Consider the following 26,628-nt stretch of genomic DNA (forward strand, 5'->3'; position numbering starts at 1 on the left):
GATTTGCGCGAATTGCCCATCCTCCTCGCCGATCCCCGCTTGCGGGGCGAGGCCGGAATGCGCTCCCCGCGCGCGGCAAGAAGAAGTGGCAACAGCAGTGTAGGTGGCGCGTGAAGGCGATCCGCACCATCTACGTCGTCGTGATGGACGCGTTCTACACGTTCCTGGCCGACGATGGCTGGGCGATCGCGAGCCACATCGCACTGTCGACGCTGATGGCGCTGTTCCCGTTCCTGATCGTGCTGACCTCGCTGGCCGGCTTCTTCGGCTCCAAGGAACTCGCGGACCAGGCCGCAAGCCTGATGCTTCAGGTCTGGCCCAAGCAAGTCTCCGATTCGATCTCGGGCGAGGTGCACGACGTTCTCACCACGACCCGCTCCGGCGTACTGACCGTCGGCGCAGTGCTGTCGGTCTACTTCGCGTCGAACGGCGTCGAGGCACTCAGGGTCGCGTTGAACCGCGCCTATGCGGTGGTCGAGATGCGGCGCTGGTACTGGCTACGTCTGGAGTCGATCGGCTACACGCTGGTCGCCGCCTTCACAGCACTTGCCATGGCGTTCCTGATCGTGCTCGGCCCGCTCCTCATCGAGGCGGCGCGGCGCCACATTCCGCTGTTCGTCGAGTCCAACGAGAGCATCCTCACCTGGCTGCGCTACGGCATCACCGTGGGCGCGCTGGTGGTGGCGCTGCTCATCCTGCACGCCTGGCTGCCGGCGGGGCGGCGCGGCTTCCTCCAGATCCTGCCCGGCATCGTGTTCACCATCGTGGCGTCGCTGATATCAGGCATCGTGTTCGGGCAATATCTGGCGCGCTTCGCCAACAATTACGTGACGATGTATGCGGGGCTCGCCTCGGTGATCATCGCGCTGGTGTTCCTGTACTTCATCGCCGCGATCTTCGTTTTCGGCGGCGAGCTCAACGCCGCGATCATCAAGTCGCGGCTTCCTCACGGCGTGTCGCTTCAAGCAGCGCAGTCGCTAAAGCCCGCGGAGACACAGGCTTGACCAGAAAAGCGTCGGCGCCGGCCTCGCGTGAGGCGACTTCGTCCTCGCCGCGACCGGACACCCCGATGATGGGGATCTGAGCCAGCGGCGTTGCCATGGTGCGGATCCGTCTGATCGCCTCGACGCCATTGATGCCAGGCAACACCATATCCATCAGCACCGCGTCGAACGCACCCTGCGCGAGCCGGTTCACCGCGTCTTCGCCGCGCCCGATGAACTCGGCATGATGGCCGAGCTCTGTCAAAATGGTGTTGAGCACGACGCGGCCGAACGGATTGTCCTCGACGCTGAGCACGCGCAGCGCCGCGACCGCATCCGCCTCGGCTTCGCCCTTCGAGCCGCGGGGCTTGCCCGATCCCGTCGCGTCCAGTGACAATGTCAGCGTGAAGGTGGCGCCGCCACCGCGACGTGGGGCGACGGTGATGTCGCCGCCCATCGCGCGCGCCAGTTGCTTCACCGAGGACAGGCCCAAGCCGGCGCCGCCGAAGCGCGAGGCGATGGTGACATTGGCCTGGGTGAACGGGCGGAACAGTCGCTTGATCTCGGGCCATGGTGAGGCCGATGCCGCTGTCGGACACCGCGAAGACGACACCGACCCTGCCTTTGCGCTTTGCTTTGTCCTTGCTCTTGTCCTTGCTCTTGGCGGAACGCCAAGGCGCGACCGCGAGCGCCACGCCGCCGTGCTCGGTGAATTTCACGGCATTGTCGATCAGATTCTCGAGCGCTGCCCGAAGGCGGACGGGATCACCGACCACCAGCCCCGGCAGCTTCTCGGAGATGTCGACCTCGGCATGGAGGCCCTTGGCCGCAGCGCGACCGGCCAGCGAATCGCCGGCGTTGCGGGCCAGCGTCCGCAGGTCGAACAAATCCTGCCGCAGCGTGCTTCCACCCCCGACCCCCTTGCCGGCCCCCTTGCTGGATCTGGCCGCATCCACGAACAGAGTGGCAAGGCTCGCCAGATGCTCGGCACCGGCCTTGATCGTGTCGGCCCAGCGCCGTTCCCGCTCGCCGAGATCGGAGGTCGCGAGCAGGTCGCTGATCGCGAGAATACCGGTCAGGGGGGTGCGGACTTCATGGGCAAAGGCGGCAAGCGCGGCCTGGACTACGTCCGGCTTGGCCGCCTTGGTGCTGCGCTTAGGCAGCCGGGCGGCCGGCCCTGACCGCTTCCGAGCCACTCGCTTGGACGTCCGCGTAGTGCGCGCTGCGCGCGTTTTCGCCGCCATAACTCCCCTTCGAAGTATCCCCTTCGAACCCCGGGCCGTCGCGCGAGCATGGCATGGCGGAACGCCCGGAGTCACGGCGGCGTTTGGCTAACCCCCAGAGAAACTTAACCTAATCCCACCAACCGGCGGATACCGGCCGGCGTGACGTCTGCCGCGCGCAACTCGCGCAGACCGGTCGCCCGGGTCGATTTCGACAGCTTCCGCCCCATCTCGTCGCAAATCAGCCGGTGATGGTGGTAGGCGGGCTCCGGCAGGCTGAGCAGTATCTGAAGCAGGCGGTGCACCGAGGTGGGTTGAAACAGGTCCTGGCCCCGTACGATCTCGCTGACGCCCTGGAGCGCGTCGTCGACGACCACCGACAGATGGTAGCTGGTCGGGGTCTCCTTGCGGGCCAGAATGACGTCGCCCCAGGCTTCTGGCCGCGCCGGGACGATGCCGCGCTCACCATCGGGCCCCGCGCCCAGCTCGTTCCAGGTCAGGCCGGCGGCGCGGCGGCAGGCGGCCGCCATGTCGAGCCGAAGCGCATAAGGCGCACCGATGTCGATGAGCCGCTCGCGCTCGCCGGCGGACAGCGATTTTCCGTCGCCGGGATAAAGCGGCGCGCCGTCGGGATCGCGCGGCCATGGCCCATCCGCTTCGCGGGCCGCAACCCGCCTTGCGATCTCGGCGCGGCTTTCGAAGGCGGGATAGACCACGCCGAGCGCCGAGAGCCTGTCCAGCGCCGCGCGATACTCGCCGAGATGCTCCGACTGCCGCCGCACCGGCGTCTCCCAGGCGATGTCGAGCCAGGCGAGGTCCTCGTAGATCGCCGTCTCGAACTCCGGCCGGCAGCGCGTCGCATCGATATCCTCGATCCGCAGCAACAGCCGCCCGCCGGCGTCGCGCGCGCGGTCGGAATTCAACAGCGCCGAATAGGCGTGGCCGAGGTGCAGGTAGCCGTTCGGACTGGGGGCAAATCGGAAAACGGGTGGCGACATATGCACAGATCTCGTCATGGCCGGGCTTACCCGATCATCCATCTTCCAAGACTCTGTTACGATAGGAGATGGATGCGCGGGTCAAGCCCGCGCATGACGAGTTGAGCAAGCAATGACCATCCACCTCGAAACCCAGTCCGATCTCGAAGAGGCCGTCCACGCGCTGATCAAGCGCGATCCGCGGCTCAAGCCGGTGCTCGCGACGGCCGGCATGCCGGCATTGCGGCGGCGCGAGCCGGGTTTTGCCGGGATCGCGCATATCATCTGCGGGCAGCAGCTCTCGACCGCGAGCGCCGGGGCGATCTGGGGGCGGCTGTCCACAGCGTTTGATCCGTTCGATCATGAGGCGGTGCGCCGCGCCCGCACCGACCGGCTAGGGCGGCTCGGTCTGTCCGCCGCCAAGATCAAGACGCTGAAACATCTTGCGCGCGAGATCATCGCGGAGCGCGTGAACCTCGACGTGCTGGCGGAGGAAGATGCCGACGCCGCGCATCACACGCTGATTTCGCTGCCCGGCATCGGCCCCTGGACCGCAGACGTGTATCTGCTGTTCTGCCTCGGCCATGGCGACGCCTGGCCGGCCGGCGACCTCGCCGTGCAGGAAGGCATCCGCATCGGGCTGGGTTTGCCGGCGCGGCCGACGGAGAAGCAGATGGTGCCGCTCGCCGAACCCTGGCGTCCCCTGCGCGGCGCCGCCGCGCATCTGTGGTGGAGCTACTACCGCGCGGTGAAAAAGCGCGAGGGCGTGCTGACGGCCTGAGCAGCCGAACGGCGTTTTAAACTATGTTGCTGTTGCAAAAGCATCATCGGTGAATGATGAGATGCCGACGAACAGAGTCGGGATCAAAGCCATGACATCGATCGACTTCGTCGTTGCGAAAGATGACCTCGACCAGTGCAAGGTGATCGCGACCGAGCTTCCCGGCGCGGATGCGCTGCCGCCTGACGCCCTGCTCGTGAAGGTCGAGCGCTTCGCCTTCACCGCCAACAACATTACTTATGCGGTGATGGGCGACGAGTTGAAATACTGGCAGCTCTTTCCCGCGCCGAACGGTTTTGGCAACATTCCGGTGTGGGGCTTTGGCGAGGTGATTGCCTCCAGGCATCCGAACGTCGCCGTGGGCGAGCGGCTGTTCGGCTATTTCCCGATGGCGACGCATCTCGTCATTGAGGCCGCGGACGTCAACAAGCGCGCTCTTCGTGACGGCGCCGAGCATCGCAAGCAGGTGTCGCCGGTCTACAATCTCTATTCCCGCGTTACGGGCGATCCTGCCTTTGCCGGCCATCAGGGCGACCTTCAGGTGCTGCTGCGGCCGCTATTCATGCTGTCGTTCCTGGTCGACGATTTTCTCGCCGAGAACGACGATTTCGGCGCGCGGACCGTGCTGCTGTCGAGCGCTTCAAGCAAGACCGCGTTCGGGCTCGCACATCTCCTGCACACGCGCGGCCGTAGGGTGATCGGACTGACCTCGGCCGGGAACACGGACTTTGTCACGTCGCTCGGCCGCTATGACCAGATCGTCACCTATGACCGCGTGACGTCGCTGCCGCCGGACGTTCCCGTCGCCTTTGTCGACATGGCCGGCAACAGCGCCTTGCGCGCCGGACTGCACCGACATTTCGGTGAGCGGATGAAATGCTCGGTGCGCGTCGGATTGACGCATCGCGCCACTGACGCCGACGAAGGCGAATTACCCGGTGCCAAACCGCGCTGGTTCTTCGCGCCCGACCAGATCCGCAAGCGCGCCAAGGAATGGGGCCCGGGCGGCATCGAGCAACGTTTTGGTACGGCATGGTCCGGCTTTGCGTCGCTCCTGGAGAGAAGCCTGACCGTGGTCGATAGCCACGGCCCCGAGGCGGTGCGGCAAATCTACCTCGACACGCTGAAGGGCCGTATTCCGCCTGAGCAGGGCCACATGCTCTCGCTGCTCGGGTAAAGCGCTTTTGGCGTAGGCTTATCCAGTATAGCGTCGACCTCAGAGGAAACGCCGCGAAGACGGCAAGAGGTCGCGCATGCTCGACAAGACCAAGGATATTTATGCATCTGCGCAAGCCTGGCTTGATCAGTTCGAGCGCACGCTGGGTGAGGCCGGCACGCTGGATGGGCTGTTCCTGGTCGAAAGCTATTGGCGCGACGTGCTGGCACTGAGCTGGAACTTACAAACTATCGCCGGCCGCGACTCGATCAAGCGGGAGCTGACAACGCTTGCGGCAAAGGTCGCGCCGGGCAGCTTCAAGATCGCGCCGAACCGTGCGCCGCCGCGCTGGGTGACGCGCGCCGGCACCAGCAATATCGAAGCAATCTTCAATTTCGAAACCGTACTGGGACGCGGCAGCGGCATCGTCAGGCTTATGCCCGACGCTGCCGACGGCGACCGGTTGAAAGCGTGGACGCTGCTCACCGCGCTCGACGAGCTCAAAGGGTTCGAGGAACAGCTCGGCACCTCGCGGCCGCGCGGCCAGGCCTATTCGCGCGACTTCCGCGGGCCGAACTGGCTCGACCTGCGCAACGCCTCGTGTGACTACACTAATCGCGATCCCATCGTGCTGGTGGTCGGCGGCGGCCAGGCCGGGCTCGCGATTGCGGCAAGGTTGAAGCAGTTGGGGGTCGACACCCTGATCGTCGATCGCGAGGCGCGGATCGGGGACAATTGGCGCAAGCGCTATCACGCGCTGACCCTGCATAACCAGGTGCAGGTCAATCATTTGCCCTACATGCCGTTTCCGCCGAGCTGGCCGACCTATATCCCCAAGGACAAGCTCGCCAACTGGTTCGAAGCTTACGTCGATGCGATGGAGCTGAACTTCTGGACCGGCACCGAATTCGAGGGCGGCGCCTACGACGGATGCAAAAGGCCACTGGACGGTCACACTGCGGCACGCCAACGGCAGCAAGCGCATCATGCATCCGCGCCATGTGGTGATGGCGACCGGCGTCAGCGGCATCGCAAATGTGCCTGTTATTCCGACCCTCGATAACTTCAAGGGCACGCTGCTGCATTCGAGCCGCTACGAGGACGGCGAGAACTGGACAGGCAGGCGCGCCATCGTCATCGGCACCGGCAACAGCGGCCACGACATCGCGCAGGATCTCCACTCCAGTGGCGCGGAAGTGACGCTGGTGCAGCGTTCACCCACGCTCGTCACCAATATCGAGCCGTCGGCCCAACTTGCTTATGCCACCTACAACGAAGGCACGCTCGAGGACAATGATCTGATCGCGACCTCGATGCCGACGCCGCTCGCGAAGAAGACCCATGTGATGCTGACGGAGCAGTCGAAGGAGCTCGACAAGGAGCTGCTCGACGGACTCTCCCGCGTCGGCTTCAGGCTCGATTTCGGCGAGGCCGGCACCGGCTGGCAGTTCAAATACCTCACCCGCGGCGGCGGCTATTACTTCAACGTCGGCTGCTCCAACCTGATCGCCGAAGGCGCGATCAAGCTCAGGCAGTTTTCCGATATCGAGAGTTTCGTCACCGAGGGCGCGCGAATGAAGGACGGCACGACCCTTCCGGCCGACTTGATCGTGCTCTCGACCGGTTACAAGACGCAGGAATATCTGGTGCGGAAACTGTTCGGCGACGACGTCGCCGACCGGGTCGGCCCGATCTGGGGCTTTGGCGACGGCCTCGAGCTGCGCAACATGTATGCGCGCACCAGGCAGCCCGGCCTCTGGTTCATCGCCGGCAGCCTCGCACAATGCCGGATCAACTCGAAATATCTCGCACTCCAGATCAAGGCGATCGAGGAAGGGATTTTGGCGCGTGAGGCGGGCGCAACTTGAGCCTCTCCGTCATTGCGGATGCAAACGAGCACGACAGAAATAGCCATAGGAAGGGACTACCCATGCCAGCCATTCTCGGCACCGGCGAACACCGCTACCGCGTCGTCGAAAATTTCGCGAAACTTCCCGACGGATGGCAGCTCACCGACGTCGCTTCGGTCGCGGTCGACAGCAAGGACCGCATCTACGTCTTCAATCGCGGGGCCCATCCGATGGTCGTACTGGACCGCGAGGGCAGTTTTCTCGGCGGTTGGGGCGAAGGTCTGTTCTCGCGCGCCCATGGCCTGCACATCGATGCCGACGACAATCTCTATTGCACCGACGACGGCGACCACACCGTGCGCAAATGCACCACCGACGGCAAGGTGCTCCTGACGATCGGCATTCCCGAAAAACCATCACCGTTCATGAGCGGCGATCCCTTCCACCGCTGCACCCACACCGCGCTGTCGCCGAAGGGCGAAATCTATGTCTCCGACGGCTATGGCAATGCGCGCGTGCACAAGTTCACGCCCGATGGCAAGCTGATGAAGAGCTGGGGTGAGCCCGGCACCGATCCCGGCCAGTTCAACATCGTGCACAACATCGCCACCGACTCCGACGGTTTTGTCTATGTCGCCGACCGTGAGAACCACCGCGTGCAGGTGTTCGACGGCAACGGCAGGTACGAGACGCAGTGGAACAATCTGCACCGCCCCTGCGCGCTGTGCTGTTGCGGCGGCGGCAAAACCCCGACCTTCGTCATCGGGGAACTCGGCCCCGGCCTCGCCGTCAACCGCAAGGTGCCCAATCTCGGCCCGCGGCTGTCAATCGTGGATGCGAAGGGCAACCGCATCGCGCGGCTCGGCGGCGAGGAAGGCCCCGGCGTTGCGAGCGGAAAGTTCTTGGCCCCGCACGGCATCGCGCTGGATTCTAGAGGCGACATCTATGTCGGCGAGGTCGGCGTCACCGACTGGAAGACCAGCTTTCCGGACGAGGAGATGCCGGCGGCGGTGCGCGGGACGCGATGTTTGCAGAAGCTGGAGCGGGTGCGGGAGTAGCTGCCCCAGCAACGCCGCGACGCGCTGTCAGGACGACGCCGGCTCCCCCGACGTCGTCCTCATTCCCGCAAATCACGGCGTTTTTGAGCGCTTTGCCACTCCCCGGCCGCATTGCTTTGCGCCGGAATAACTCGCTCAACGGGCTTCACAATCCCGTCACGCTGCATGTAGTATGTCAGTACATGCTGCTTCGCAGCGTACATTGGAGGCCAGGAGCGTTACTTGAACGCACATGTCTCGCAAGGTCATTGGCCGGTGTTGGTGCTGAATGCGGACTTCCGGCCGCTGAGTTACTATCCACTGTCTTTGTGGTCGTGGCAGGACGCGATCAAGGCGGTGTTCCTCGACCGCGTCAACATCGTCGCGCATTACGATCAGGCGGTGCATAGTCCCACGCTGCAAATGCAGCTGCCGAGCGTCGTCTCACTCAAATCCTTCGTCAAGCCGACCACCCACCCCGCCTTCACCCGGTTCAACGTCTTCCTGCGCGATCGCTTCAACTGCCAATATTGCGGCTCGCCCGAATGCGAAGACCTCACCTTCGACCACATCATCCCGCGCAGCAAAGGCGGCCAGACCACTTGGCAGAACGTGGTCGCGGCCTGCTCGCCTTGTAATTTGCGCAAGGGCAATCTCACGCCGGTCCAGGCAAAAATGTTTCCGCGCCAGCACGCCTTCGCGCCGACCGTGCACCAGCTCCACCGCAACGGCCGGCTGTTTCCGCCAAACTATCTGCATGATAGCTGGCTGGATTATCTCTACTGGGACACGGAGCTGGATCCGTAGGGTTCAGAGGCAGCGCCTCACACCCCGATCGCATTCCTTGCCACCACGTCGCGATAGAACGCCGCACTGAGTTTGGGCACGCGCGCCTGCGTTTCGAAATCGACCCGGTACATCGGAACGGGCAAGAGCAGCCCCGCGACCGTGCACCAATTCGGGAGCGCAGTGCGCAGGCGCGACCCACATTTCCGTGCGCTTAAAAAAAGAAGCCACGGCCATGGACAGGGTCTAGCGGGGCGAGCGCCGGGGGACGGAACCCGAAGCGCCGGCATCCGTTCAGAGTCGAGGCTGGATGTCTTGCGAGCGCCGACTGTCCGCGACAGACATTTCCGGCCTCGCTACAGCAAAAAGGGGAGAATCGTTATGCCTACAAGCGAGACGGATCACGTCTACAAAATCCTGGAACTGGTCGGATCGTCGGAGACCTCGATCGAGGATGCGATCAAGAACGCGATCAGCCGTGCCGCCAAGACTCTTCGCGAGATGAAATGGTTCGAGGTGGTGCAGACGCGCGGCCACATCGAGAACGGTGCCGTGCGCCACTACCAGGTCACGCTGCGCGTCGGCTTCACGCTGGATGGATGATACACGGCAACGCCAGGCGTCGTGCACCCTGTCCTGACCGCCGCAGCTGCGGATGACGTTCGCGACGCACGCGGCGGCCATAAAGACGGAACTCTGGGCGCTCAGCAATCCGGCGCTGTCTCGCATTTGTCTCCTGGGTTCGGGCAAGATATGACTAAGGATCACGGCCGGATGTTCGGCCAATCCGAGCGTGCTGCTGTGACTGGTGGGATCAAACTCGTCCTCTTCGACATGGACAATGTCCTCTGCGACTACGACAGGGGAAAGCGTGTCGCATGGCTGGCGAAGCTTGCGGGGGCCACGAGCGAATTCGTCCACAAGGCGATCTGGGACAGCGGCTTCGAACTGCTCGGAGATTCCGGCACTCTCGATGCCGGGGACTATTTGCGGGGTTTCGGCGAGCGCATCGGCTATCCGCTGTCACTGGACGAGTGGATCGCGGCGCGACGCCGTTCAATGCAAGCCGATCCTGAGATGCTGGAGATTGCCGGCAGCTTATGTAAAGCCGTCGACATTGCCGTCCTGACCAACAACACCACGCTGGTCGCCGACCATATCAATATGCTGCTGCCGGAATTGCCGCCGCTGTTCGGCGCGCGAATCTACACGTCGGCCCGGTTCAAGACGGCGAAGCCGGACCCGCGCTGCTACCGCCTCTGTCTGTCGGAGCTCGACGTGAGGCCGGAGAACGTTCTGTTCGTCGACGATCTCGTGGCCAATGTCGCCGGCGCGCGCGAAGCGGGTCTGTTCGCGCATCACCACACCTCGGTGGAGACTTTCAGGCTGGCCCTTTCGGAGTACGGCCTGCTTCATGCATGAATGCGCGCTTCGCTTTCCTCGGCCTCACGCCAGATGGCACGCCACAAAATGCCCCCCTGCGCCTTCCCTCAGCTCAGGGGCGCTCTCCGAACAGCGCGGCTGGGCGATCGGACAGCGGGTATGGAAGTGGCAGCCTGACGGCGGCTTCATCGGGCTCGGGACGTCGCCCTTGAGACGGATGCGCTCGCGCTTGAGCCTGGGATCGGGCACCGGCACGGCGGACAACAGCGCCCTGGTGTAGGGATGCTGCGGGTTACGATAGAGGTCGCTGGCCTTGGCAAGCTCGACGATGCGGCCGAGATACATCACCGCGACGCGGTCGGAGATGTGCTCGACCACCGACAAATCATGCGCGACGAAGAGATAGGTGAGGTTCAACTCGGCCTGAAGATCTTCCAGCAGGTTGATGACCTGGGCCTGAATCGACACGTCGAGCGCCGACACCGGTTCGTCGCAGACGATCAGCTTCGGCTCGACCGCGAGCGCACGCGCGATCACGATGCGCTGGCGCTGGCCGCCGGAGAATTCGTGCGGATAGCGGCGCATATGCTCGGCTTTGAGCCCGACCTTCACCAGCAGGCTCGCGACGCGATCCTCACGCTCCTTGGCCGATGAGCCAAGCTTATGGATGATCAGCGCCTCGCCGAGGATCGCGCCGATCGTCATGCGCGGGTTGAGTGAGGCGAAGGGATCCTGGAACACGAGCTGCATGTTCCGCCGCATCGCGCGCAAATCAGTGCCGCCGAGCTGGCGGACGTCCTGGCCGTCGAACACCACCTCGCCGTCGGTCGGTTCGATCAGGCGCAGCACGCAGCGTCCCGTCGTCGACTTGCCGCAGCCGGATTCGCCGACGAGGCCGAGCGTCTCGCCGCGATTGACCGAGAACGAGACGCCGTCGACCGCGTAGACGCTGCCGACCTGGCGCGACAACAGCCCGCCGTGTACGGGGAAATATTTCTTCAGGCCGCTGACGCGCAGCAAGGGTTCGCTCATGCCGCACCTTCCAACTGCGTATCGCCGAGATGACAGGCCATGCGGTGGCCGGGCGCGATCTGGCGCAGCAGCGGCTCCTTCTCGGTGCAGACGTTCATGGCGTGGCGGCAGCGCGGGGCGAAGCGGCAGCCGACCGGCGGATTGATCAGGATCGGCACCGAGCCGCCAATCGCCTCCAGGCGCGTCTTGTGCTCGCTGTCGAGATCGATGCGCGGGATCGAGCGGATGAGTCCTTGCGTATAGGGATGGCCGGGATTGCTGAAGAGATCGTCGACAGGCGCCTCCTCCACCACCTTGCCGGCATACATCACGACGACCCGCTGCGCGGTCTCGGCGACGACGCCCATCGCATGGGTGATCAGCATCACCGCCATGCCGAAGCGTTCCTTCATGTCCTGGAGCAGGTCGAGGATCTGCGCCTGGATGGTGACGTCGAGGGCCGTGGTGGGCTCGTCGGCGATGATCAGCTTCGGCTTGCAGGCGAGCGCCATCGCGATCATCACGCGCTGGCGCATGCCGCCGGAGAACTGGTGCGGATAGTTGTGCACGCGGCCTTCGGCGTTGGGAATCTGCACCAGCTTCAACATCTCGATGGTGCGCTCGAGCGCCTGCTTCCTGGTCACCGCTTCGTGGCGGCGCAGGCTCTCGGCGATCTGCTCGCCGATGGTGAGCACCGGATTGAGCGAAGTCATCGGCTCCTGGAAGATGAAGCCGATTTCCTTGGCGCGGATCTCGTCGAGCTGACGGCTCGTCAGCGGCACCAGATCGCGGCCCTCGAAGATGATCTCGCCCGCAGCGATGCGGCCCGGCGGCATCGCGATCAGCTTCAGGATCGACATCGCGGTGACGGTCTTGCCGCAGCCGGATTCGCCGACGACACAAAGCGTCTCACCCCTGTTGATGGAGATGTCGACGCCGTCGACGGCCTGGAGGATGCCGTCGTCGGTCGAGAAGTGGGTCTTCAGTCCCTTGATCTCGAGCAGCGGCGCCATCAGATCACCCGCCGCGCATCGAGCGCATCACGCAGGCCATCGCCGATGAAGTTGATGGCGACCACCGCGATGAAGATCGCGCCGCCCGGAAACAGAGCCCAGTGCGGCCCGATGTCGAGGAAATCCTTGGCGTCATAGAGCAGCCGACCCCAGGTCGGTGTATCCGGAGGGAAGCCGAGGCCGAGGAAGGACAGTGTCGATTCCGCGATGATGGCGGCGGCGACGTCGATGGTGCCGGCGATGATCACCGGACCGAGCGCATTGGGCAGGATGTGGCGGACCACTTGCCGCACCGGGCTCGCCCCGAGCGCGCGCGCGGCTTCGACGAATTCCTTCTCACGGATCGACAGGAACTGCGCGCGAACGAGCCGGGCGACCGGCATCCAGCGCAAGCCACCGATCACGAGCACGATCAGGATGAAAATGCCGCCCTCCGGGCCGAACGCGGCCTTTAGCCCGTCGCGGAACAGATAGATCAGCAACAACAGCAGGGGCAATTGCGGCAGTGACAAAAAGAGATCGGTGAGCCACATCAGCCCATGGCCGAGCGCACCGCGCGACATGCCGGCAAGCGAGCCGATCAGCACACCGACAAAGACCGAGACCAGCATCGCGGCGAGGCCGACCGCGAGCGAGATGCGCCCGCCATAGATCATGCGGGCGAGGATGTCCTGTCCGAGATCGTCGGTGCCGAAGGGATGGACCAGCGACGGCCCCTGCATGCCCGCCACGATATCGATGTCGTCGATCTTGACCCGCCAGACAAAGGGGCCGGCCACCACCGCCAGGATCAGAATGAGGAGCAGGAACGCACTGACCACGGCAAGCTTGTGGCGGCTATAGCGCCGCCACGTCTCGCGCCAGGGCGAGTAGACCCGCCGCTCAGCGGAGGGAGATGCGAGGGTCAAGCCAGCCATAAAGAACGTCCGCGATGAGATTGAACAGCACGACGAGGCACGCAAAGACGAAGGTGACGGCCATCACCACCGGCGTGTCGTTTGAAAGGATGGAGGAGATCAGCAGCGAGCCGATGCCGGGGATGCGGAAAATCTGCTCGGTGACGATGGCGCCGCCGAACACCGCCGGGATTTGTAACGCGATAAGCGTGACGACCGGGATCATCGCGTTGCGCATCACGTGCTTGACGATCACCCGTCGCTGGCCGATGCCCTTGGCGCGCGCGGTGGTGACGTAATCCAGCCGAATGACGTCGAGCATCGCCGAGCGCACGAAGCGCGTCATCGACGCAGCCTGGAACAGGCCGAGCACCGCTACCGGCATGATCGCCTGACGGATCATCTCCAGCACCCAGTGAATCCCCGTGCCCTTGATGTCGGTCGTGTAGACGAAAGGCAGCCAGTCCAGCGTGACCGAGAAGATCAGGATGAACAGGATGCCGGTGAAGAAGGTCGGCAGCGAGAAGCCGACAAAGGCGAGCGTGTTGGCGACCTGGTCGAACAGCGAATAAGGTTTCGTCGCGGCATAGACCCCGACCGGGATCGCGATCAGGAGCGCCAGAATCTGCGCCGAGCCGATCACGTAAAGCGTCGTAGGCAGTCGCTGGAGAATGAGCGTTTCGACGTTCATCCGGCTGACGAAGGAGAAACCCCAGTCGCCGTGCAGCATGGCGTTGAGCCAGTGCAGGTAACGAAGGTAGATCGGATCGTCGAGGCCGAACCTCGCCCGAAGCGCGGCTTGCACTTCGGGCGGCACGTTCGGATTGGTCGCCAGTTCCGAGAACGGATCGCCCGGCGCTAGTGCGAGCACGACGAAGAGCACGAGCGAAATTCCGAGCAGGCTCGGAATCGCGATCAGGAGGCGACGCAGGACATACTGACTCATGAGAGAAGGACCCGCTCTAGGCGCGCGTGATCATTCCTCGCGATACCAGTCGAACAAATTGTCGGTCTCGTTGGCCCAGCCGGAAATGACCGGGCGCAGATTGGTGGCGGCCGCCTCGACCTTCAGGCGGTGCTGCACCGGGATGAACACGGTGTCCTGGTACATGAGGTCATTGGCCTTGATGTAGAGCGCCGCGCGCTTGACCGGATCCATCTCGCCGTCGGCGGCCTGGATGGTCGCGTCGTAGTCCTTGTTGACCCAGCGCGGGAAGTTGGTGCCCTGCCACTTGTTCTCCTTGGTGGCGACAAGGTTCGAAAGGTAGCGACGCATGTGTTGCGACGGATCGGGCTGGCTCAGCGGGATCTGGAACATCTCCATGTCGGCGTAGAACTTGGAGTAGGTATCGGGATTGCCGACGTCGGAGGAGAAGAACACGGAGGCGACGACAGATTTCAGCTCGACGTCGATGCCCGCCTTCTGGCAGGCCTGCTTGACGATCGCCTGGGTCTTCTGGCGCGGGCCGTTGATCGAGGTCTGGTAGACGAGCTTCAGCTTCTTGCCGTCCTTCTCGCGGATGCCGTCGGCGCCCGGCTTCCAGCCGGCATCGTCGAGGATCTTCGAGGCCTTCTCCACGCTGAACTCCCATGAGGTGTTCTTGGAGACGAATTTTTCCGGCCCGTTGAGGAAGTTGGCGGAGGTGCGGCCGGCGCGGCCGTAGATCGCCTTCTTGACCGACTCGCGATCGATCAGCAACGAGAGCGCCTTGCGCACCGCCGGATCGGAAAACAGCGGGTGCTTGGTCTTCATCGAAGAGCGTTCGCCATCGACCTCGGTGTTGGGATCGGTGAAGTTCAGTGCGATGAATTCAGTGTCGCCGCCGACTGCGTAGACGGTCTTTCCCTTGCCGCCCTTCTCCAGGCGCAGCAGCACGTCATCCTCGACCTGAATGTTCCAGCCGAAATCATACTCGCCGGTCTGGATCACCGCGCGTGCGGCAGAGACGGCATCGCCGCCGCCCTTCATCTCGATCGAATCGAAATAGGGGCGGTTCGCCATGTGATAATCGGGATTGATCACGCCGCGGACAACATCGCCCGGCTTGAACTCGACGAACTTGTAGGGTCCGGTGCCGACCGGCGAGAGGTTGCTCGGCGCCTCCCGCGATTTGGACCCCATATAGTCCTTGAACAGATGTTTCGGGATGAGGGTATTGGGAGCCCCGACAAAGGCGTCGGCCCAGAACGGCGTCGGCTTGTTGAAGACGATGCGGACCGTGAGGTCGTCCACCTTCTCGACCGTGATGTCGCGGAGCGTCCCGATCGTCAGCGCGGAGGTCGCCGGATCCTTGCCATATTCCCAGTTGAACACGACGTCGTCGGCTGTGAACGGCGTGCCGTCATGCCATTTGACGCCGGGTTTGAGCTTCCAGGTCACCGACTTGCCGTCGGCGGCGAGGCCGCCGTTCTGGATCGAGGGAATTTCGGCGGCCAGAACCAGCTTCATGTTGCCGTCGGGATCCCAACAGGCGAGCGGCTCATAGAACAGGCGCGCGCCGTCCTGGTCCTTGGTGCCGGTGGCAAAATGCGGATTGAGCAGGGTCGGCCCCTGCCACCACAGCAGCTTGAGCGCACCACCGCCGCCGCGCTTGGTCGGCTTGTAGGTCGAGACGCCCTCAGCCATCGCGACACCGCCAAGCGCGAGAATCTGGTTGGCCAGAGGCGCGGTGAGACCCACGGCAGCCAGGCGCTGAATGAAGCCGCGGCGATCCATCCGCCCGTCCTTCACGTCACCGATCATCGAACGTAGTTCTTTATCCAGCATGGTTGTCCCCCGTCTGGTTCCCGTATGGATGCAGGCGGTCGCGCGAGGCGACCACCGGGCTTGGCTGGCGGTAGATGGCACACCGAATGGGGTGCGCGTCAACAGCGAGCGTGTGTATGCAAACGGTCTTCTGACTGTCTGTTGGGCAAAACCATATTCCGCAGCCCATCCGTTCGGCAATCCAGCGCCAAAAAACAAGCTGAATTCCGCGCTGCACTGCAGAAAATTTGTTCGCCGGATCAGACGAAGTATCGAGGCGAAATTCTACGCCACGGACATGTCGAGCGGCGGCGCGACGTGGTCCGGCAGCGGACACACGTAAGGCGTCTTGGCCGTCCGCTTCTCGAGGTCAGCCTTGGCGGCCTTGATCAGCTCCGGCTCCGTCAACGCCTTGATGCCGATGCCGGCCATCGCCTTGGCGGCCTGCACCATGGCCTTGTGCGCATGCGCGCTCTTGCCCTGCGCAACCACCTGCCAGGTATGGAAAGGCGTGCCGATTGCAACCGTGGGTGAATGGACCTGCACGGTCGGCACCACCCAGCTCACATCACCCACATCGGTCGAGCCGACCTGCGGGTTACGCTTGGCATCGAGCGGCACCAGAAAGTCGGCCAGCGGCCGATCGGTAGGCTCCATGCCGATCGCATAATAGACCGCGGCGATGTCCTTGTCGCTCAGCGTCGCGCGGATTTGGGTCGCGAAGTTCTTGTCGGCGTCGTCGAAATGCGGCGGGCCGAGCTCTTCCATGACCCGGTGCAGCGCCTGCTCCAAGGGAGCATTGGGCAGTATGTTGGAGACCGCGGAAATGATCTTCATCTCCATCTTGGTCTCTGTCATCAGAGCTGCGCCCTGCGCGATCTTGTTCACGCGCCCGACCAGCTCGTTCATGCCGGACAGGTCGCGGGCGCGGATCGAATAGCGCACACGCGCGTGGGCCTGCACCACGTTCGGCGCGATCCCGCCGGTATCGAGCACCGCGTAGTGGACGCGAGCATCGCTCGGCATGTGCTCGCGCATATAGTTCACGCCGACATTCATCAGCTCCACCGCGTCGAGCGCGGAGCGGCCGAGATGCGGCGAGGCTGCCGCATGCGAGGTACGGCCGGTGAAGATGAAATCGGCGCGCGTGTTAGCGAGGGACGGCGTCACCGCCACCTCCCATAAGCTGCTCGGGTGCCAGGTGATGGCGACATCAGCGTCCTCGAACGCGCCGGAGCGGACCATGAATGCTTTTGCTGCGCCGCCTTCTTCCGCCGGGCAGCCGTAATAACGCACGCGGCCCGGCAACTTGTTCTCGGCGAGCCAGTCCTTCACCGCGGTCGCGGCCAGCAGCGCCGCCGAGCCGAGCAGATTATGACCGCAGCCATGGCCATGGCCACCGGTCTCAATTGGCCGATGTTCCGCGACGCCCGCCTCCTGGCTCAGGCCCGGCAGCGCGTCATATTCCCCCATGAAGGCAATGACCGGTCCGCCCTCACCCCACTCGCCCAACACCGCGGTCGGAATGTCCGCGACGTTCTCGGTGATGCGAAAGCCCTGATGACGCAACTCGGCGAGATGCTCTGCGGCTGACCGCGCCTCGGTGTAGCACACCTCGGGCATGCCCCAGACTTTGTCGCTGAGGTCGATGAAACGCGCCTTGATCGTGTCGATGCCACGCCAGATGTCGCTGCGGTTGTCCATGCTTCGGTCCGTGATGCCTGCGTCAAACGAAGCGGCAATGGTTAGCAGCTTCATTGTATCGCGCCTAGCACCTCGCCGAACAGCAGCCATGCGGCCAACACCGGAGGCCGCCCTGCCGACCGAGCATGAACCGTTCCATTGCCGTTCAAAGATTTCACACGGCGTTCTCCGGAATTGTTGGGGAACGAGGCTTTCAAGACGGCCTCCTCCAGCCTAAATTATGCGTGCTTCCCGCGCCGTTCCGCTAGCCACGGCGGAGCAATGCTCTCAGCCAGGAGAACTCGATGCCCGCCCTGACCGAATGGAGAGTACCGCTGGCCAATCAGCCGCGTGCGAGCGATTATGGTTTCGATCTCGACCGCGCGCTCGCGTCCGTCGTCGGCCTGCATGCCATCATCCCGCCGGACGCCTTCAGCGCCGAGACACTGGGCACCGAACGCGCCGGCAACGGCGTCGTGATCGACGACGGGCTGGTGCTCACCATCGGTTATCTGATCACCGAAGCAGAGTCCGTGTGGCTGCATGTCGGAGACGGGCGCGTGGTGGAGGGACATGTGCTCGGCTTCGATGCTGTCACTGGCTTTGGCCTGGTGCAGGCGCTCGGCCAGCTCGACGTCGAACCCTTGCCGCTGGGCATCTCGGCCGCGACCCGGCTCGGCGACCGCGTCGTGGTCGGCGGCGCCGGCGGACGCACGCGTTCGGTTGCGAGCCAGATCGTGGCCAAGCAGGAGTTCGCCGGCTATTGGGAATATCTGCTGGACGAGGCCATCTTCACCCTTCCCGCACACCCGAACTGGGGCGGCACGGCGCTTCTCAACGAGCGCGGCGAGCTGATCGGCATCGGCTCGCTCCAGCTCGAACGCGAGCGCGACGGCAAAGCCGAGCACGTCAACATGATCGTACCGATCGACCTGTTGAAACCGATCCTAGATGATTTGCGCAAGTTCGGCCGCGTCAACAAGCCGGCACGGCCATGGCTCGGACTCTATTCGACAGAGATCGACAACCGCGTGGTGGTGATCGGGATCTCCGCCAGCGGTCCGGCCGCCCGTGCCGAGCTCAAGACCGGCGACGTCATCCTTGCCGTGGACGGCGAGAAGGTCACGAGCCAGACCGGCTTCTACAACAAGATGTGGGGGCTGGGCGCAGCCGGCGTCGACGTGCCGCTGACTGTCCATCATGAAGGCGTCACCTTCGACGTCACGGTGACCTCGACCGATCGCTTCAAGCTCTTGAAGGCGCCGAAGCTGCACTGACAAACCGAACTCAAGCAAGGAAGCGACGATGACCGAGGCCGTCGTTGACGACATCGTGGCCGTGTTGCCGCCGCTGCTCAACGCGCTGGAAGCACTCGGCTTCTTCCAGCGACATTTGCACCCGCCGGCCTTTGCCACCGTGATGAATGCGATCGGCGCGCCGGACGAGGCGCTGCAAACAGCACGCGCGGCGATCAACGCCTGGCCGGAACAGTTCACCGGACTGCGCGAGCGGCTCGATCGTGCCTGCGACGAGACGCTCGCCGCCTTTGCCGGCATACGCGAGGTCGAGCGCGGCAATGGCGATCTCGTTGCGGTCTTCCGCGCGCTACGCCACGTGCCGCGCGCGCAGGAGGCACTTTATCCGCTGACGGCGCAGTTTCCGCCGGTGAGCGGCTTCTTCCTCAACGCCGCCAATCGCGAGAATGCGGACCTGTTGTCGCGGCTGGAAGCCGGCGCGGGCGAGCACACCGGCATCATCCACGACCACAACGAGCCCGGCAGCCGCGGCGGCTTTTCGGTCTACGTGCCCGAATATTACACGCCCGACCGCGCCATGCCGCTGGTGATGGCGCTGCACGGCGGCAGCGGCAACGGCCGCGGCTTTCTATGGAGCTGGCTGCGCGACGCCCGCAGTCTTGGTGCGATCCTGGTGGCGCCGACCGCGACGGGCCCGACCTGGGCGCTGATGGGTGACGACTCCGACACGCCCAACCTCATGCGCATTCTCGAAACCGTGCGCAACCGCTGGACCATCGACGCCTCGCGCATGCTGCTCACCGGCATGAGCGACGGCGGCACCTTCTGCTACGTCACCGGGCTAGAGGCCGCCTCGCCCTTCACACATCTCGCGCCGGTGTCGGCGACCTTTCATCCGCTGATGGCGGAGATGGCCGACGCCAAACGCCTGCAGCGTCTGCCGATCTTCATCACCCACGGCAAGCTCGACTGGATGTTTCCGGTGCAGACCGCGCGGCAGACCCAGGCCACGCTCTCCGCCGCCGGCGCCGTTATCACCTATCGCGAGATCGACGACCTCAGCCACACCTATCCGCGCGAGATCAACGCGGAAGTGGTGCAGTGGCTGAACGCATGGCCGACGCCATCATAGCAAGCCCTGCCGCAGAGACACATCGGGCAACACGCCGACACGATCCCGAGCCTCACGCAGGATTCGGCGATCGGCAGCACCCAAGCTGCGAAGATCTCCATCCTCGAAGAAGCCTAACGCGCGCAGCACTTGCGCTGGCTCACCGCCAAACATTCCCCTGAATGCTGCGAGCCCGCGTGGCAGCGACACTCCGGCAGAAACCATTTCAGCAATGTCCCGATAGTCCTTGGCCTCAGCACGATCGAGCGTGGCCTTGAGCTTGGTCGCCAGCAAGTCTTCCAACGACGCCACGAGTATCATGCCGTCGGCCGTCTGCATCGGGTCGTTGACGCGACCAAATCCGATATGTCCGAAAAAGGAAATTTTCACCGAGCCCGAGGGCATATCGGCCAAGATGACCATCGTATTGGGCGCATCCTGAAGGATGGCTGCGCCGTTGAGGAAGCCGAACTGCGCGCGGACGTCCCCCTTGTCCAGTGGAGCGGAGCAAAAGAAGTCGAAATCGAGCGACTCTCGATGTCCGAGTTGGAGCGCCACGGCGGTGCCGCCATAGAGGACGAGTCGCAGACGCAGCGCCGGAGCAAGTAAGGGCCAAACTTCGCGCTGAGCGGCAGGCAGGATCGATAATTTTGGCTCAAAACGGTCGCGGCATCGAACGCCCTTCGTGGCGCATGCTCCGGCAGCGCTGCACCTGTCGCAAAGGACAGGCGCCCGCGCCAGAATTCCCAGGAACGATCGCTGAACCAACCGGGCTCCGCGTGCAGCATGACATCGACGAGATGCGCGCTCCCCAGCGCTGCCTCCAACTGGAGAATGTCGTCGTACGTTCCGAGGTTCATGATTTGCGAAACGATGCGCCGCTCGGCAAATGGCTCCCCGTCGACCGGTCGCCACCAGAGATATTTGCGGCCGAGCTCGCGGATCAGGCTTTGTGCAGTGTCGCTTGTCATTGGTAGGAGTATAGCGTTTCCAGCCACCTTAATCCACGACCATACGGCCGATCCGGTCCGAACTTGCCTCCCGGTTGCCGACGGAACTGTCCTTGGCGATCCACGTTATCGCCCGTCACCGGAGGTTCGCCATGCAGATTTTTTTCGGAATGATCTTGGGCGCGCTGCTGCTCGGCTGCGGCGTGTACGCCTATGACTCCATGCAGACGTCGTCGGTCGCCAATGGCGAGGTCGCGACCACCAATCGCACCATCGTAAACTGGGATGTCGCCAAGGCCGACTGGGACGCGTTGCGCGATCGCGCGCACAAGGACTGGGTCCGCATCTCCTCGAAGTAACAACGCCGTATCATGAACAAGGCGCCGTCGCGGGTCCGCGGCGGCGCCTTTGTGTTGCGCGGTGAATATCACGCGCGTCAGTTCATCTTGGCCTTGCGGGCGTCGGCGATGATCTGCTCGAAGTCGTTGATGCTGAGCACGCCCGGCACGCGGTACTTGCCGACGATAAAGGATGGCGTGCCGCGGAAGCCGAAGGCCTCAGCCTGTTCGTTATTGCGCTTGAGCACGGCATCGATGTCCTTGCCATGGTCGGTGAGGTCGCGCTTCAGGCGGTTCATGTCGACGCCGGCGGCCGCGAGCAGCTCGTCGATGCGCGGCTCGGTCAGGCGCGAGCTGACACCCATCATGGCGTCGTGGGCCGGATGGTATTTGTCCTGGTATTTTGCCGCGAGAGCGATCCGGGCGGCCGTGACCGAAACGGGCCCGAGAATCGGCCAGTCCTTCATCACCAGCCTGACCTTGCCGTCGTCCTGGACGACCTGACGCAGCTCCGGCTCGAGCTTGCGGCAATAGGGGCAATTGTAGTCCGACCATTCGATAATGCTGATGTTGCCGTCGGGATTACCGGCGACGGGAACGTCGGGGTCGCGCAGCACCTTGGATTCGGTCAGCACCTCGTCATTGTCGGTGGCCGCCAACGCCGAGGCGATCGCGCCTGTCGCGAGCGCGCCGGCTCCGATCAGCGTCAATGCCGCGCGCCGCGTCGGCAAAAGGCTCTTATTCCTGATTCCGGCCATATCTCGCCCCGTTTCGGTCCCATCGCCGCAAATACGGCTCGGGGCCGGGAATTGTTACGCGTCATATAATGCGTTGCGGGCGCGATGTCATCGCCGCGCTATGCGGGGATCGCGGCCGGAGCTTGCGAAGCCGTAACGCGGGGCAGCATCGCCATCAGCGTTCCGGTCATCGTGGCGATCAACTTGCTCTTGCCGTCCTGCTCGGCAAACGCCTTGGCCTCGCAAAAGGTCAGCGTGCGGCCGGGCTTGACCACCTCTGCCTTGAAGACGAAACGCTCGCCCCGGGCCGGTGCGAGCAGCGTCGTCTTAAACTCGACGGTGAGGATGTCCGCCTCGCGCGGCATCAGGGTGAAGGCGGCGACGCAGCAGGCATTATCGAGCCCAGCTGTAATAATGCCGGCGTGGATAAAACCGTTCTGCTGCGTGAGGGCCGGCGAGTGCAGCATGGCCAGCTCAACCTCGCCCGGTGCCAGGCGGACGATCACAATGCCGAGCGTGTGCATCGCCGGCTGGCCGTCGAACATGGCGACGGCAGCCGCGCGATAACCCGGGTTCTTCGGCTCGTATGCGGCCATGGCTCAGGCCTCCGCCGGCTCGGCGAGATGCCTCATGACGATCTCGCGGATGGCATCCGTGAACGGCACCGATTTGCATTGGCTACTGTCCATGTGCACGACCGTGATCTCGCAGAATGCGGCGATCTCACCGGTCTCGGCATTGGTCATGTCGTGCCGGAAGCGGATCGATTTGTCCCGGATCTCGAGCAGATGACTGCGGATCCCGACGATGTCGCCGGCGAGCCGCTCGCGCTTGTAGGTGACGTTCTGCTGCACGGCGGCCATGCCGCGGCCGGAGCCGCGCAGATAGCTCGGCGTCAGCCCGAGACGGGCGAACAGATTCCAGTTGGCCTCGTCGAATTTGCCGACATACCACATGATGTTCATGTGGCCGACGTGATCGCACTGCCACGGATAGACCGTGCCGCGATAGGTCGCCTCCTGCTCCATCGCAATTTCTCCCTGCCCTTTTCCGGCCTTTGATTGCTGATACGGTAGCGTATCAGCCTCCTCCCGCGCTAGCAATACGGCACCGTATCAAGCACCAGTGAGGCTTCCTTCATGAGCGACGGCAAGGGCGATGTCTGGGTCGAGGCGGGGTTCACCGAGCTCGCCCGATCGGGGGTCGAGGGGGTGCGGGTCGAGGTGCTCGCCAAGAACCTGGGCGTCACCAAGGGCGGCTTCTACCGCCGCTTCGCCGACCGTGCCGCACTGCTCGGTGCCATGCTGGAACGCTGGCGCGAGGGGCGCTCAATGGCGATCGCGCAGCAGACCAGCCTCGATGGCGAAGAGCCCCGTGAGCGGCTGAGGGCTGTGATCCAGCTCTATTCCGAGCGGCTCAATCCGGACGGGATGGCCATCGAGCTTGCGATCCGGCAATGGGCCCGTTCGGACGAGGGCGCCGCGGCAGCGGTGGCAAGCGTGGACGCAGCGCGGCTGAAGCACGTCGCCGAGCTCTACCGCGCGACTGGCCTGGAAGCCGAGGCGGCTGAAGCGCAGGCCTTCCTGTTCTACTGCTTCATCTTCGGCCAGAGCCTGCTGTTCGTCGAGCGCGGCCCGCGCAAGCGATCGCAGCTCGTGGCGAAATCGGCCGAGAAACTACTGGATTAACGCAAGAGGCCGGAGCTTGGCCCCGGCCTCTGCATCGACGCGAAGCGTCAGGCGGCGCCCTTCAGCTTCTTGTTGCATTCGCTGTAATAGCCGCCGCCCTTCTCGATCCACTTCATGCCGCCATTGCCGTTGGTGGCCTTGTTGGCGTTGTACTGGTCGACGCAGGTGTGCAGGCGACCTTTGCCGGGGGTCTCCTTGGCGTATTTCGGATCGACCGCGTTCGGATAGATCGCGGGGCCGGCCGGCAGGGTCGGTGCCGGAGCGGCAGCGGGGGCGGCTTCCTTCTTCGCCTGCTTCGGCTCGGCGGGAGCGGCGGGCGCAGCAGGAGCGGCCGCGCTGGGCGCAGCCGCGGGTGTTGCGTCCGCACCGCACTGGGCCTTGCGGAAGTCATTCCACTTCGTGGTGCCGAGCGAGCCGTCCTTCTTGGCTGCCTGATATTTCGCGCTGCACTCCTGCGAGGTCAGCGCCTGCGCCGGCGCACTCGCCACCAAAGCGGCAAAGCCCGACAGCGCAACTGCACACAGCAACTTTGATTGAATGGTCATCCTTGATCTCCTCCTTGATCTTCCCCCGAGGGAAGTTGACCGAGGATTGCTATCCTAGCGTGCTGCCGGCTCGCGACAAGGAAGCGATGGCTCCTGCCGCTAAAATATAGTGGTCCCGCCCGTTCGAATTATTCATGTCGCGTTCAGCAAGGCGAGCCGACTTTCGCGCCCTTCGCAATTCCCGCAAGAAGAGTGCAGCACCATGACCTTCACATCTCGCCTCGCTGTCGTCGCCCTCGCCTCCCTGCTCGCCACCGGCACCGCCTTCGCGCAGACTGCCGCGCCGGCGGCCAAAGCCGACACCAAGACCACTGCCGCGCCCGCCGATAAAAAGGCGCCGAAGGAGCACTCGGCCGAGTCACTCGAATGCTCGAAGCAGGCGGATGCCAAGGCATTGAAGGGCAAGGAGCGCAAGAAATTCCGCCGCGAATGCATGAAGGAAGCCAAGGCCGGCACGACCGCCGCCCCCGCTGACAAGAAGTAAACCCATCACGGTCTTTGCCGGCTCTCGGCGAGAGGCGCGCGCATTGCGGCATGACGTGGCCGCAATTGTGCGCCTCTTGCTGATTTGCGATAAGGCGGTGTGAAGCAAATCACCGCCTCCCTGCCGTTCGAGTTGCCAAGCCGTGCCAAGATCTTGAGCACAGTGGAAACGCTCGTCATCGGCACCGCGGGAGGCCTCGCGTTTCTGCTCGCGGGCCTTCCCGGCGGATTGATCTCGGGCTCGATGATCGCGGTCGGGATCGCTGCGATCGCCGGACGCCAATTGACGCTGCCGCCGATCCTGACCCAGACCGTGCTGGTGCTGCTCGGCATTTCGTTAGGGTCCGTCGTCTCGCGCCATCTGCTTCAACAGGTCGGCGCCTATCCGCTCACCATCGGCCTGCTTGCGCTCGCGACCTTCTGCTCGACCTTCGGCTCGAGCTATTATCTTCAGCGCGTCCACGGCTGGGACCGCACCTCGGCCTTCCTCGCCGGCAGTCCCGGCGCGCTGTCGCAGATCACGATTTTGGCGGTCGAGCGCGGCGCCGACCTGCCGGGCATCGCGGTGGTGCAGACCATGCGCGTGATCATCCTCACCGCGGCGCTGCCGATGGTGCTGGCGTTCTCCGGCGTCGCGGCCTCCGTCGCACCGTCGCTGACGACGACGATCGCCTCGCCGCTCGACCTCGTCGAGTTGGTCGCGGCCTCGCTGGCCGCGGCGCTCCTCCTGCGGCTGATCAAGTTTCCGGCGAGCTGGATGTTCGGTGCGATGATCGGCTCGAGCGTGCTGCATGGCGCAGGCTGGGTCGAGGGCGGCCTGCCGGACTGGGTGCGCGGCGTGGCGCTGGTCGGCATCGGCGCCTTGATCGGCAGCCGCTTCGCGCGGATGCGGATCAAGACGCTCGCCGGTCACATCAATGCTGCGCTGGGCTCGTTTACTGTCGCCATCGCCGTCTCCGCGATCTTCGTCGGCATCGTGGCGCTCACCACACAGGTGAAGTTCTCCGACGTCGTGGTCGCCTACGCACCAGGCGCGATGGACGCCATGCTGGCGCTGGCCCTGACGCTGCACATCGACCCGATCTTCGTCGGCGCACATCACCTCTCGCGTTTCGTCTTCGTGACGATCGCGACGCCTGGCATTGTGCACCTGTTCGGCCGCACGCAGGACGACGTGGATGATTGAGCCTTAGCGCTTCGCCGCCGCCACAAATCCCCACGCGGCGATCGCGGCCATCAAGAGCGAGATCAGCAAATTGTAGCCCGCAAGCGAGAGGCCGAGGAAGCGCCACTGCACCTCGTCGCAGCGGACCACCTTCACGCTGTCGAGCCGCGACAGCAGGTCGGTGGCGCTGCCGAGATTGCCGACGGGACCGGAGCAGTCCGTCGGTCCCTTCCAAAAGCCCCATTCGACGCCGGGCGTGATAGCTGCCGAGCCCGGCATTGGCGAGACTCGCCAGCGCAAGGATCGCAAGGCCCGCGAGCAGCAGCGGCCGCGGCGCACCGCCCCGCGCCGCGAGAGCGATGAGCAGGCCGAGCGGGATCGCGAGGTAATAGGCGTAGCGCTGCTCCAGGCAGAGCGGACAGGGCACGATCCCGAGCACCAGTTGGAAGAACCAGGCGCCCGCGATGGTCGCGGCTGCAATCAGCGTCACCGCGAGCGAAGCGGTCAGCGCTGGGTTCGTGGCCGCCGGTTTGAACGCAGGTATTGCGGCACTGTGGCTCGTCACGGCAGCCTCTTTCGGATGGACCCAGACCTAAGCCTCTAGCTCCGCCCCATGCGGCTGTCGAGAACGCTGGGATCACTTTGGCGCGGGTTGACCCCGTCCGGTCCATGGCTATAGTCCGCCGGCTTCGCGACGCCCTGTTTGGGGCTGACCGAGGGCCCCTGTGGCGGAACTGGTAGACGCGCTCGACGTCAAAATCGAGTTCCGCAAGGAGTGCTGGTTCGATTCCGGCCAGGGGCACCAACTAGGCTGTTCGAGCCCGTTCTAA

At 64.2% G+C, this 26,628-nt stretch carries 25 protein-coding genes and 3 pseudogenes; 14 read left to right on the forward strand and 14 right to left on the reverse strand.

Features of this window, described 5'->3' with window-relative positions; all coding sequences use genetic code 11:
• Window positions 1-110 precede the first annotated feature (110 nt).
• On the forward strand, window positions 111-1,004 hold the full coding sequence (locus tag ACVWW3_RS27105; protein WP_247339897.1) for a YihY/virulence factor BrkB family protein: 894 nt from the start codon (window positions 111-113) through the stop codon (window positions 1,002-1,004).
• On the opposite strand, the pseudogene ACVWW3_RS27110 reads toward ACVWW3_RS27105, so the two are convergent.
• Both ACVWW3_RS27110 and gluQRS read right to left on the reverse strand, forming a co-directional pair.
• Window positions 931-2,227, reverse strand: a pseudogene (locus ACVWW3_RS27110) (ATP-binding protein). The gene ACVWW3_RS27105 and the pseudogene ACVWW3_RS27110 overlap by 74 nt on opposite strands.
• 104 nt (window positions 2,228-2,331) lie before the next feature.
• The gene (gluQRS, locus tag ACVWW3_RS27115; protein ID WP_456648091.1) at window positions 2,332-3,204 is read right to left on the reverse strand and encodes a tRNA glutamyl-Q(34) synthetase GluQRS; all 873 of its coding nucleotides are present in this window, start codon (window positions 3,202-3,204) and stop codon (window positions 2,332-2,334) included.
• A gap of 112 nt (window positions 3,205-3,316) precedes the next feature.
• Between gluQRS and ACVWW3_RS27120 the strand changes: the two genes are divergently transcribed.
• The 7 genes and pseudogenes from ACVWW3_RS27120 (at window position 3,317) to ACVWW3_RS27150 (ending at window position 10,215) form a co-directional block, all read left to right on the forward strand.
• Window positions 3,317-3,964 carry a DNA-3-methyladenine glycosylase family protein gene (locus ACVWW3_RS27120; protein ID WP_247339893.1) on the forward strand — a complete coding sequence of 216 codons (648 nt, stop codon included), beginning with the start codon at window positions 3,317-3,319 and terminating at the stop codon, window positions 3,962-3,964.
• Between the two features lie 91 nt (window positions 3,965-4,055).
• Window positions 4,056-5,141 (forward strand): DUF2855 family protein, encoded by a 1,086-nt coding sequence (locus ACVWW3_RS27125; RefSeq protein ID WP_456648090.1) that lies wholly within the window; start codon window positions 4,056-4,058, stop codon window positions 5,139-5,141.
• Between the two features lie 76 nt (window positions 5,142-5,217).
• A pseudogene (locus tag ACVWW3_RS27130) lies at window positions 5,218-6,988 on the forward strand (flavin-containing monooxygenase).
• A gap of 62 nt (window positions 6,989-7,050) precedes the next feature.
• Entirely contained in the window at window positions 7,051-8,028 is a 978-nt protein-coding gene (locus ACVWW3_RS27135; RefSeq protein ID WP_456648088.1) for a peptidyl-alpha-hydroxyglycine alpha-amidating lyase family protein, read from the forward strand.
• A gap of 222 nt (window positions 8,029-8,250) precedes the next feature.
• A complete protein-coding gene (locus tag ACVWW3_RS27140) occupies window positions 8,251-8,814 on the forward strand; it encodes an HNH endonuclease (RefSeq protein WP_456672188.1) in 564 nt (187 codons plus the stop codon).
• A gap of 360 nt (window positions 8,815-9,174) precedes the next feature.
• A complete protein-coding gene (locus ACVWW3_RS27145) occupies window positions 9,175-9,396 on the forward strand; it encodes a dodecin (protein WP_247339886.1) in 222 nt (73 codons plus the stop codon).
• A gap of 171 nt (window positions 9,397-9,567) precedes the next feature.
• Window positions 9,568-10,215 carry an HAD family hydrolase gene (locus ACVWW3_RS27150; RefSeq protein ID WP_456649743.1) on the forward strand — a complete coding sequence of 216 codons (648 nt, stop codon included), beginning with the start codon at window positions 9,568-9,570 and terminating at the stop codon, window positions 10,213-10,215.
• Between the two features lie 24 nt (window positions 10,216-10,239).
• On the opposite strand, the gene ACVWW3_RS27155 is transcribed toward ACVWW3_RS27150, so the two are convergent.
• The 6 genes from ACVWW3_RS27155 to ACVWW3_RS27180 form a co-directional block, all read right to left on the reverse strand.
• Window positions 10,240-11,208, reverse strand: coding sequence for an ABC transporter ATP-binding protein (locus ACVWW3_RS27155; RefSeq protein WP_247339884.1), 969 nt, complete (start codon window positions 11,206-11,208; stop codon window positions 10,240-10,242).
• The gene (locus tag ACVWW3_RS27160) at window positions 11,205-12,200 is read right to left on the reverse strand and encodes an ABC transporter ATP-binding protein (protein WP_247339882.1); all 996 of its coding nucleotides are present in this window, start codon (window positions 12,198-12,200) and stop codon (window positions 11,205-11,207) included. Before ACVWW3_RS27160 ends, ACVWW3_RS27155 begins: the two co-directional genes overlap by 4 nt.
• Window positions 12,200-13,117, reverse strand: coding sequence for an ABC transporter permease (locus tag ACVWW3_RS27165; RefSeq protein ID WP_247445183.1), 918 nt, complete (start codon window positions 13,115-13,117; stop codon window positions 12,200-12,202). The genes ACVWW3_RS27160 and ACVWW3_RS27165 overlap by 1 nt, the downstream gene beginning before the upstream one ends.
• Window positions 13,083-14,042: an ABC transporter permease gene (locus ACVWW3_RS27170; protein WP_456648086.1), complete on the reverse strand. Its 960-nt coding sequence runs from the start codon at window positions 14,040-14,042 to the stop codon at window positions 13,083-13,085. The genes ACVWW3_RS27165 and ACVWW3_RS27170 overlap by 35 nt, the downstream gene beginning before the upstream one ends.
• A gap of 30 nt (window positions 14,043-14,072) precedes the next feature.
• Complete coding sequence (locus tag ACVWW3_RS27175) at window positions 14,073-15,863, reverse strand: peptide ABC transporter substrate-binding protein (RefSeq protein ID WP_456672189.1); 1,791 nt, start codon at window positions 15,861-15,863, stop codon at window positions 14,073-14,075.
• Between the two features lie 264 nt (window positions 15,864-16,127).
• The gene (locus tag ACVWW3_RS27180; protein WP_456648085.1) at window positions 16,128-17,546 is read right to left on the reverse strand and encodes a M20 family metallopeptidase; all 1,419 of its coding nucleotides are present in this window, start codon (window positions 17,544-17,546) and stop codon (window positions 16,128-16,130) included.
• 284 nt (window positions 17,547-17,830) lie between these two features.
• On the opposite strand from ACVWW3_RS27180, the gene ACVWW3_RS27185 reads away from it, so the two are divergent.
• Both ACVWW3_RS27185 and ACVWW3_RS27190 read left to right on the forward strand, forming a co-directional pair.
• Complete coding sequence (locus ACVWW3_RS27185; RefSeq protein ID WP_456648084.1) at window positions 17,831-18,802, forward strand: S1C family serine protease; 972 nt, start codon at window positions 17,831-17,833, stop codon at window positions 18,800-18,802.
• A gap of 28 nt (window positions 18,803-18,830) precedes the next feature.
• Window positions 18,831-19,913: a phospholipase gene (locus ACVWW3_RS27190; protein ID WP_456648083.1), complete on the forward strand. Its 1,083-nt coding sequence runs from the start codon at window positions 18,831-18,833 to the stop codon at window positions 19,911-19,913.
• Here the strand turns inward: ACVWW3_RS27190 and ACVWW3_RS27195 are convergent.
• The gene (locus ACVWW3_RS27195) at window positions 19,908-20,807 is read right to left on the reverse strand and encodes a nucleotidyl transferase AbiEii/AbiGii toxin family protein (RefSeq protein ID WP_456672190.1); all 900 of its coding nucleotides are present in this window, start codon (window positions 20,805-20,807) and stop codon (window positions 19,908-19,910) included. The two genes, ACVWW3_RS27190 and ACVWW3_RS27195, sit on opposite strands and share 6 nt — an antisense overlap.
• Before the next feature lie 187 nt (window positions 20,808-20,994).
• On the opposite strand from ACVWW3_RS27195, the gene ACVWW3_RS27200 reads away from it, so the two are divergent.
• On the forward strand, window positions 20,995-21,201 hold the full coding sequence (locus ACVWW3_RS27200; protein WP_456648082.1) for a hypothetical protein: 207 nt from the start codon (window positions 20,995-20,997) through the stop codon (window positions 21,199-21,201).
• A gap of 77 nt (window positions 21,202-21,278) precedes the next feature.
• On the opposite strand, the gene ACVWW3_RS27205 is transcribed toward ACVWW3_RS27200, so the two are convergent.
• The 3 genes from ACVWW3_RS27205 to ACVWW3_RS27215 all read right to left on the reverse strand — a co-directional run bounded on the left by ACVWW3_RS27205 (window position 21,279) and on the right by ACVWW3_RS27215 (window position 22,945).
• Window positions 21,279-21,938 (reverse strand): DsbA family protein, encoded by a 660-nt coding sequence (locus tag ACVWW3_RS27205; RefSeq protein WP_456648081.1) that lies wholly within the window; start codon window positions 21,936-21,938, stop codon window positions 21,279-21,281.
• A gap of 98 nt (window positions 21,939-22,036) precedes the next feature.
• Window positions 22,037-22,513, reverse strand: a complete 477-nt coding sequence (locus ACVWW3_RS27210) for a PaaI family thioesterase (protein WP_456648080.1) — start codon at window positions 22,511-22,513, stop codon at window positions 22,037-22,039.
• A 3-nt stretch (window positions 22,514-22,516) separates the two neighbouring features.
• Window positions 22,517-22,945, reverse strand: a complete 429-nt coding sequence (locus tag ACVWW3_RS27215) for an acyl-CoA thioesterase (RefSeq protein WP_456648079.1) — start codon at window positions 22,943-22,945, stop codon at window positions 22,517-22,519.
• A gap of 111 nt (window positions 22,946-23,056) precedes the next feature.
• Between ACVWW3_RS27215 and ACVWW3_RS27220 the strand changes: the two genes are divergently transcribed.
• The gene (locus ACVWW3_RS27220; RefSeq protein ID WP_247445193.1) at window positions 23,057-23,605 is read left to right on the forward strand and encodes a TetR/AcrR family transcriptional regulator; all 549 of its coding nucleotides are present in this window, start codon (window positions 23,057-23,059) and stop codon (window positions 23,603-23,605) included.
• 47 nt (window positions 23,606-23,652) lie between these two features.
• Here the strand turns inward: ACVWW3_RS27220 and ACVWW3_RS27225 are convergent, their stop codons facing one another.
• Window positions 23,653-24,150: a hypothetical protein gene (locus tag ACVWW3_RS27225; RefSeq protein ID WP_247445195.1), complete on the reverse strand. Its 498-nt coding sequence runs from the start codon at window positions 24,148-24,150 to the stop codon at window positions 23,653-23,655.
• Window positions 24,151-24,352: 202 nt separating this feature from the next.
• Between ACVWW3_RS27225 and ACVWW3_RS27230 the strand changes: the two genes are divergently transcribed.
• A complete protein-coding gene (locus tag ACVWW3_RS27230; protein ID WP_247445196.1) occupies window positions 24,353-24,634 on the forward strand; it encodes a PsiF family protein in 282 nt (93 codons plus the stop codon).
• Window positions 24,635-24,733: 99 nt separating this feature from the next.
• Window positions 24,734-25,819, forward strand: coding sequence for an AbrB family transcriptional regulator (locus tag ACVWW3_RS27235; protein ID WP_247445197.1), 1,086 nt, complete (start codon window positions 24,734-24,736; stop codon window positions 25,817-25,819).
• Window positions 25,820-25,822: 3 nt separating this feature from the next.
• Here ACVWW3_RS27235 and ACVWW3_RS27240 read toward each other — a convergent pair.
• Window positions 25,823-26,363 (reverse strand): annotated as a pseudogene (locus ACVWW3_RS27240) (disulfide bond formation protein B).
• Window positions 26,364-26,628: the final 265 nt, after the last annotated feature.

The sequence above is a fragment of the Bradyrhizobium sp. LM2.9 genome (assembly GCF_054056555.1).

What these genes read in the sequence shown, in the direction of transcription:
- gluQRS (WP_456648091.1), bottom strand. Translation starts at nt 3,204, where the DNA reads ATGTCGCCACCCGTTTTCCGATTTGCCCCCAGTCCGAACGGCTACCTG.
- ACVWW3_RS27120 (WP_247339893.1), top strand. Translation starts at nt 3,317, where the DNA reads ATGACCATCCACCTCGAAACCCAGTCCGATCTCGAAGAGGCCGTCCAC.
- ACVWW3_RS27125 (WP_456648090.1), top strand. Translation starts at nt 4,056, where the DNA reads ATGACATCGATCGACTTCGTCGTTGCGAAAGATGACCTCGACCAGTGC.
- ACVWW3_RS27135 (WP_456648088.1), top strand. Translation starts at nt 7,051, where the DNA reads ATGCCAGCCATTCTCGGCACCGGCGAACACCGCTACCGCGTCGTCGAA.
- ACVWW3_RS27145 (WP_247339886.1), top strand. Translation starts at nt 9,175, where the DNA reads ATGCCTACAAGCGAGACGGATCACGTCTACAAAATCCTGGAACTGGTC.
- ACVWW3_RS27150 (WP_456649743.1), top strand. Translation starts at nt 9,568, where the DNA reads ATGTTCGGCCAATCCGAGCGTGCTGCTGTGACTGGTGGGATCAAACTC.
- ACVWW3_RS27155 (WP_247339884.1), bottom strand. Translation starts at nt 11,208, where the DNA reads ATGAGCGAACCCTTGCTGCGCGTCAGCGGCCTGAAGAAATATTTCCCC.
- ACVWW3_RS27160 (WP_247339882.1), bottom strand. Translation starts at nt 12,200, where the DNA reads ATGGCGCCGCTGCTCGAGATCAAGGGACTGAAGACCCACTTCTCGACC.
- ACVWW3_RS27165 (WP_247445183.1), bottom strand. Translation starts at nt 13,117, where the DNA reads ATGGCTGGCTTGACCCTCGCATCTCCCTCCGCTGAGCGGCGGGTCTAC.
- ACVWW3_RS27170 (WP_456648086.1), bottom strand. Translation starts at nt 14,042, where the DNA reads ATGAGTCAGTATGTCCTGCGTCGCCTCCTGATCGCGATTCCGAGCCTG.
- ACVWW3_RS27175 (WP_456672189.1), bottom strand. Translation starts at nt 15,863, where the DNA reads ATGCTGGATAAAGAACTACGTTCGATGATCGGTGACGTGAAGGACGGG.
- ACVWW3_RS27180 (WP_456648085.1), bottom strand. Translation starts at nt 17,546, where the DNA reads ATGGACAACCGCAGCGACATCTGGCGTGGCATCGACACGATCAAGGCG.
- ACVWW3_RS27185 (WP_456648084.1), top strand. Translation starts at nt 17,831, where the DNA reads ATGCCCGCCCTGACCGAATGGAGAGTACCGCTGGCCAATCAGCCGCGT.
- ACVWW3_RS27190 (WP_456648083.1), top strand. Translation starts at nt 18,831, where the DNA reads ATGACCGAGGCCGTCGTTGACGACATCGTGGCCGTGTTGCCGCCGCTG.
- ACVWW3_RS27200 (WP_456648082.1), top strand. Translation starts at nt 20,995, where the DNA reads ATGCAGATTTTTTTCGGAATGATCTTGGGCGCGCTGCTGCTCGGCTGC.
- ACVWW3_RS27205 (WP_456648081.1), bottom strand. Translation starts at nt 21,938, where the DNA reads ATGGCCGGAATCAGGAATAAGAGCCTTTTGCCGACGCGGCGCGCGGCA.
- ACVWW3_RS27210 (WP_456648080.1), bottom strand. Translation starts at nt 22,513, where the DNA reads ATGGCCGCATACGAGCCGAAGAACCCGGGTTATCGCGCGGCTGCCGTC.
- ACVWW3_RS27215 (WP_456648079.1), bottom strand. Translation starts at nt 22,945, where the DNA reads ATGGAGCAGGAGGCGACCTATCGCGGCACGGTCTATCCGTGGCAGTGC.
- ACVWW3_RS27220 (WP_247445193.1), top strand. Translation starts at nt 23,057, where the DNA reads ATGAGCGACGGCAAGGGCGATGTCTGGGTCGAGGCGGGGTTCACCGAG.
- ACVWW3_RS27225 (WP_247445195.1), bottom strand. Translation starts at nt 24,150, where the DNA reads ATGACCATTCAATCAAAGTTGCTGTGTGCAGTTGCGCTGTCGGGCTTT.
- ACVWW3_RS27230 (WP_247445196.1), top strand. Translation starts at nt 24,353, where the DNA reads ATGACCTTCACATCTCGCCTCGCTGTCGTCGCCCTCGCCTCCCTGCTC.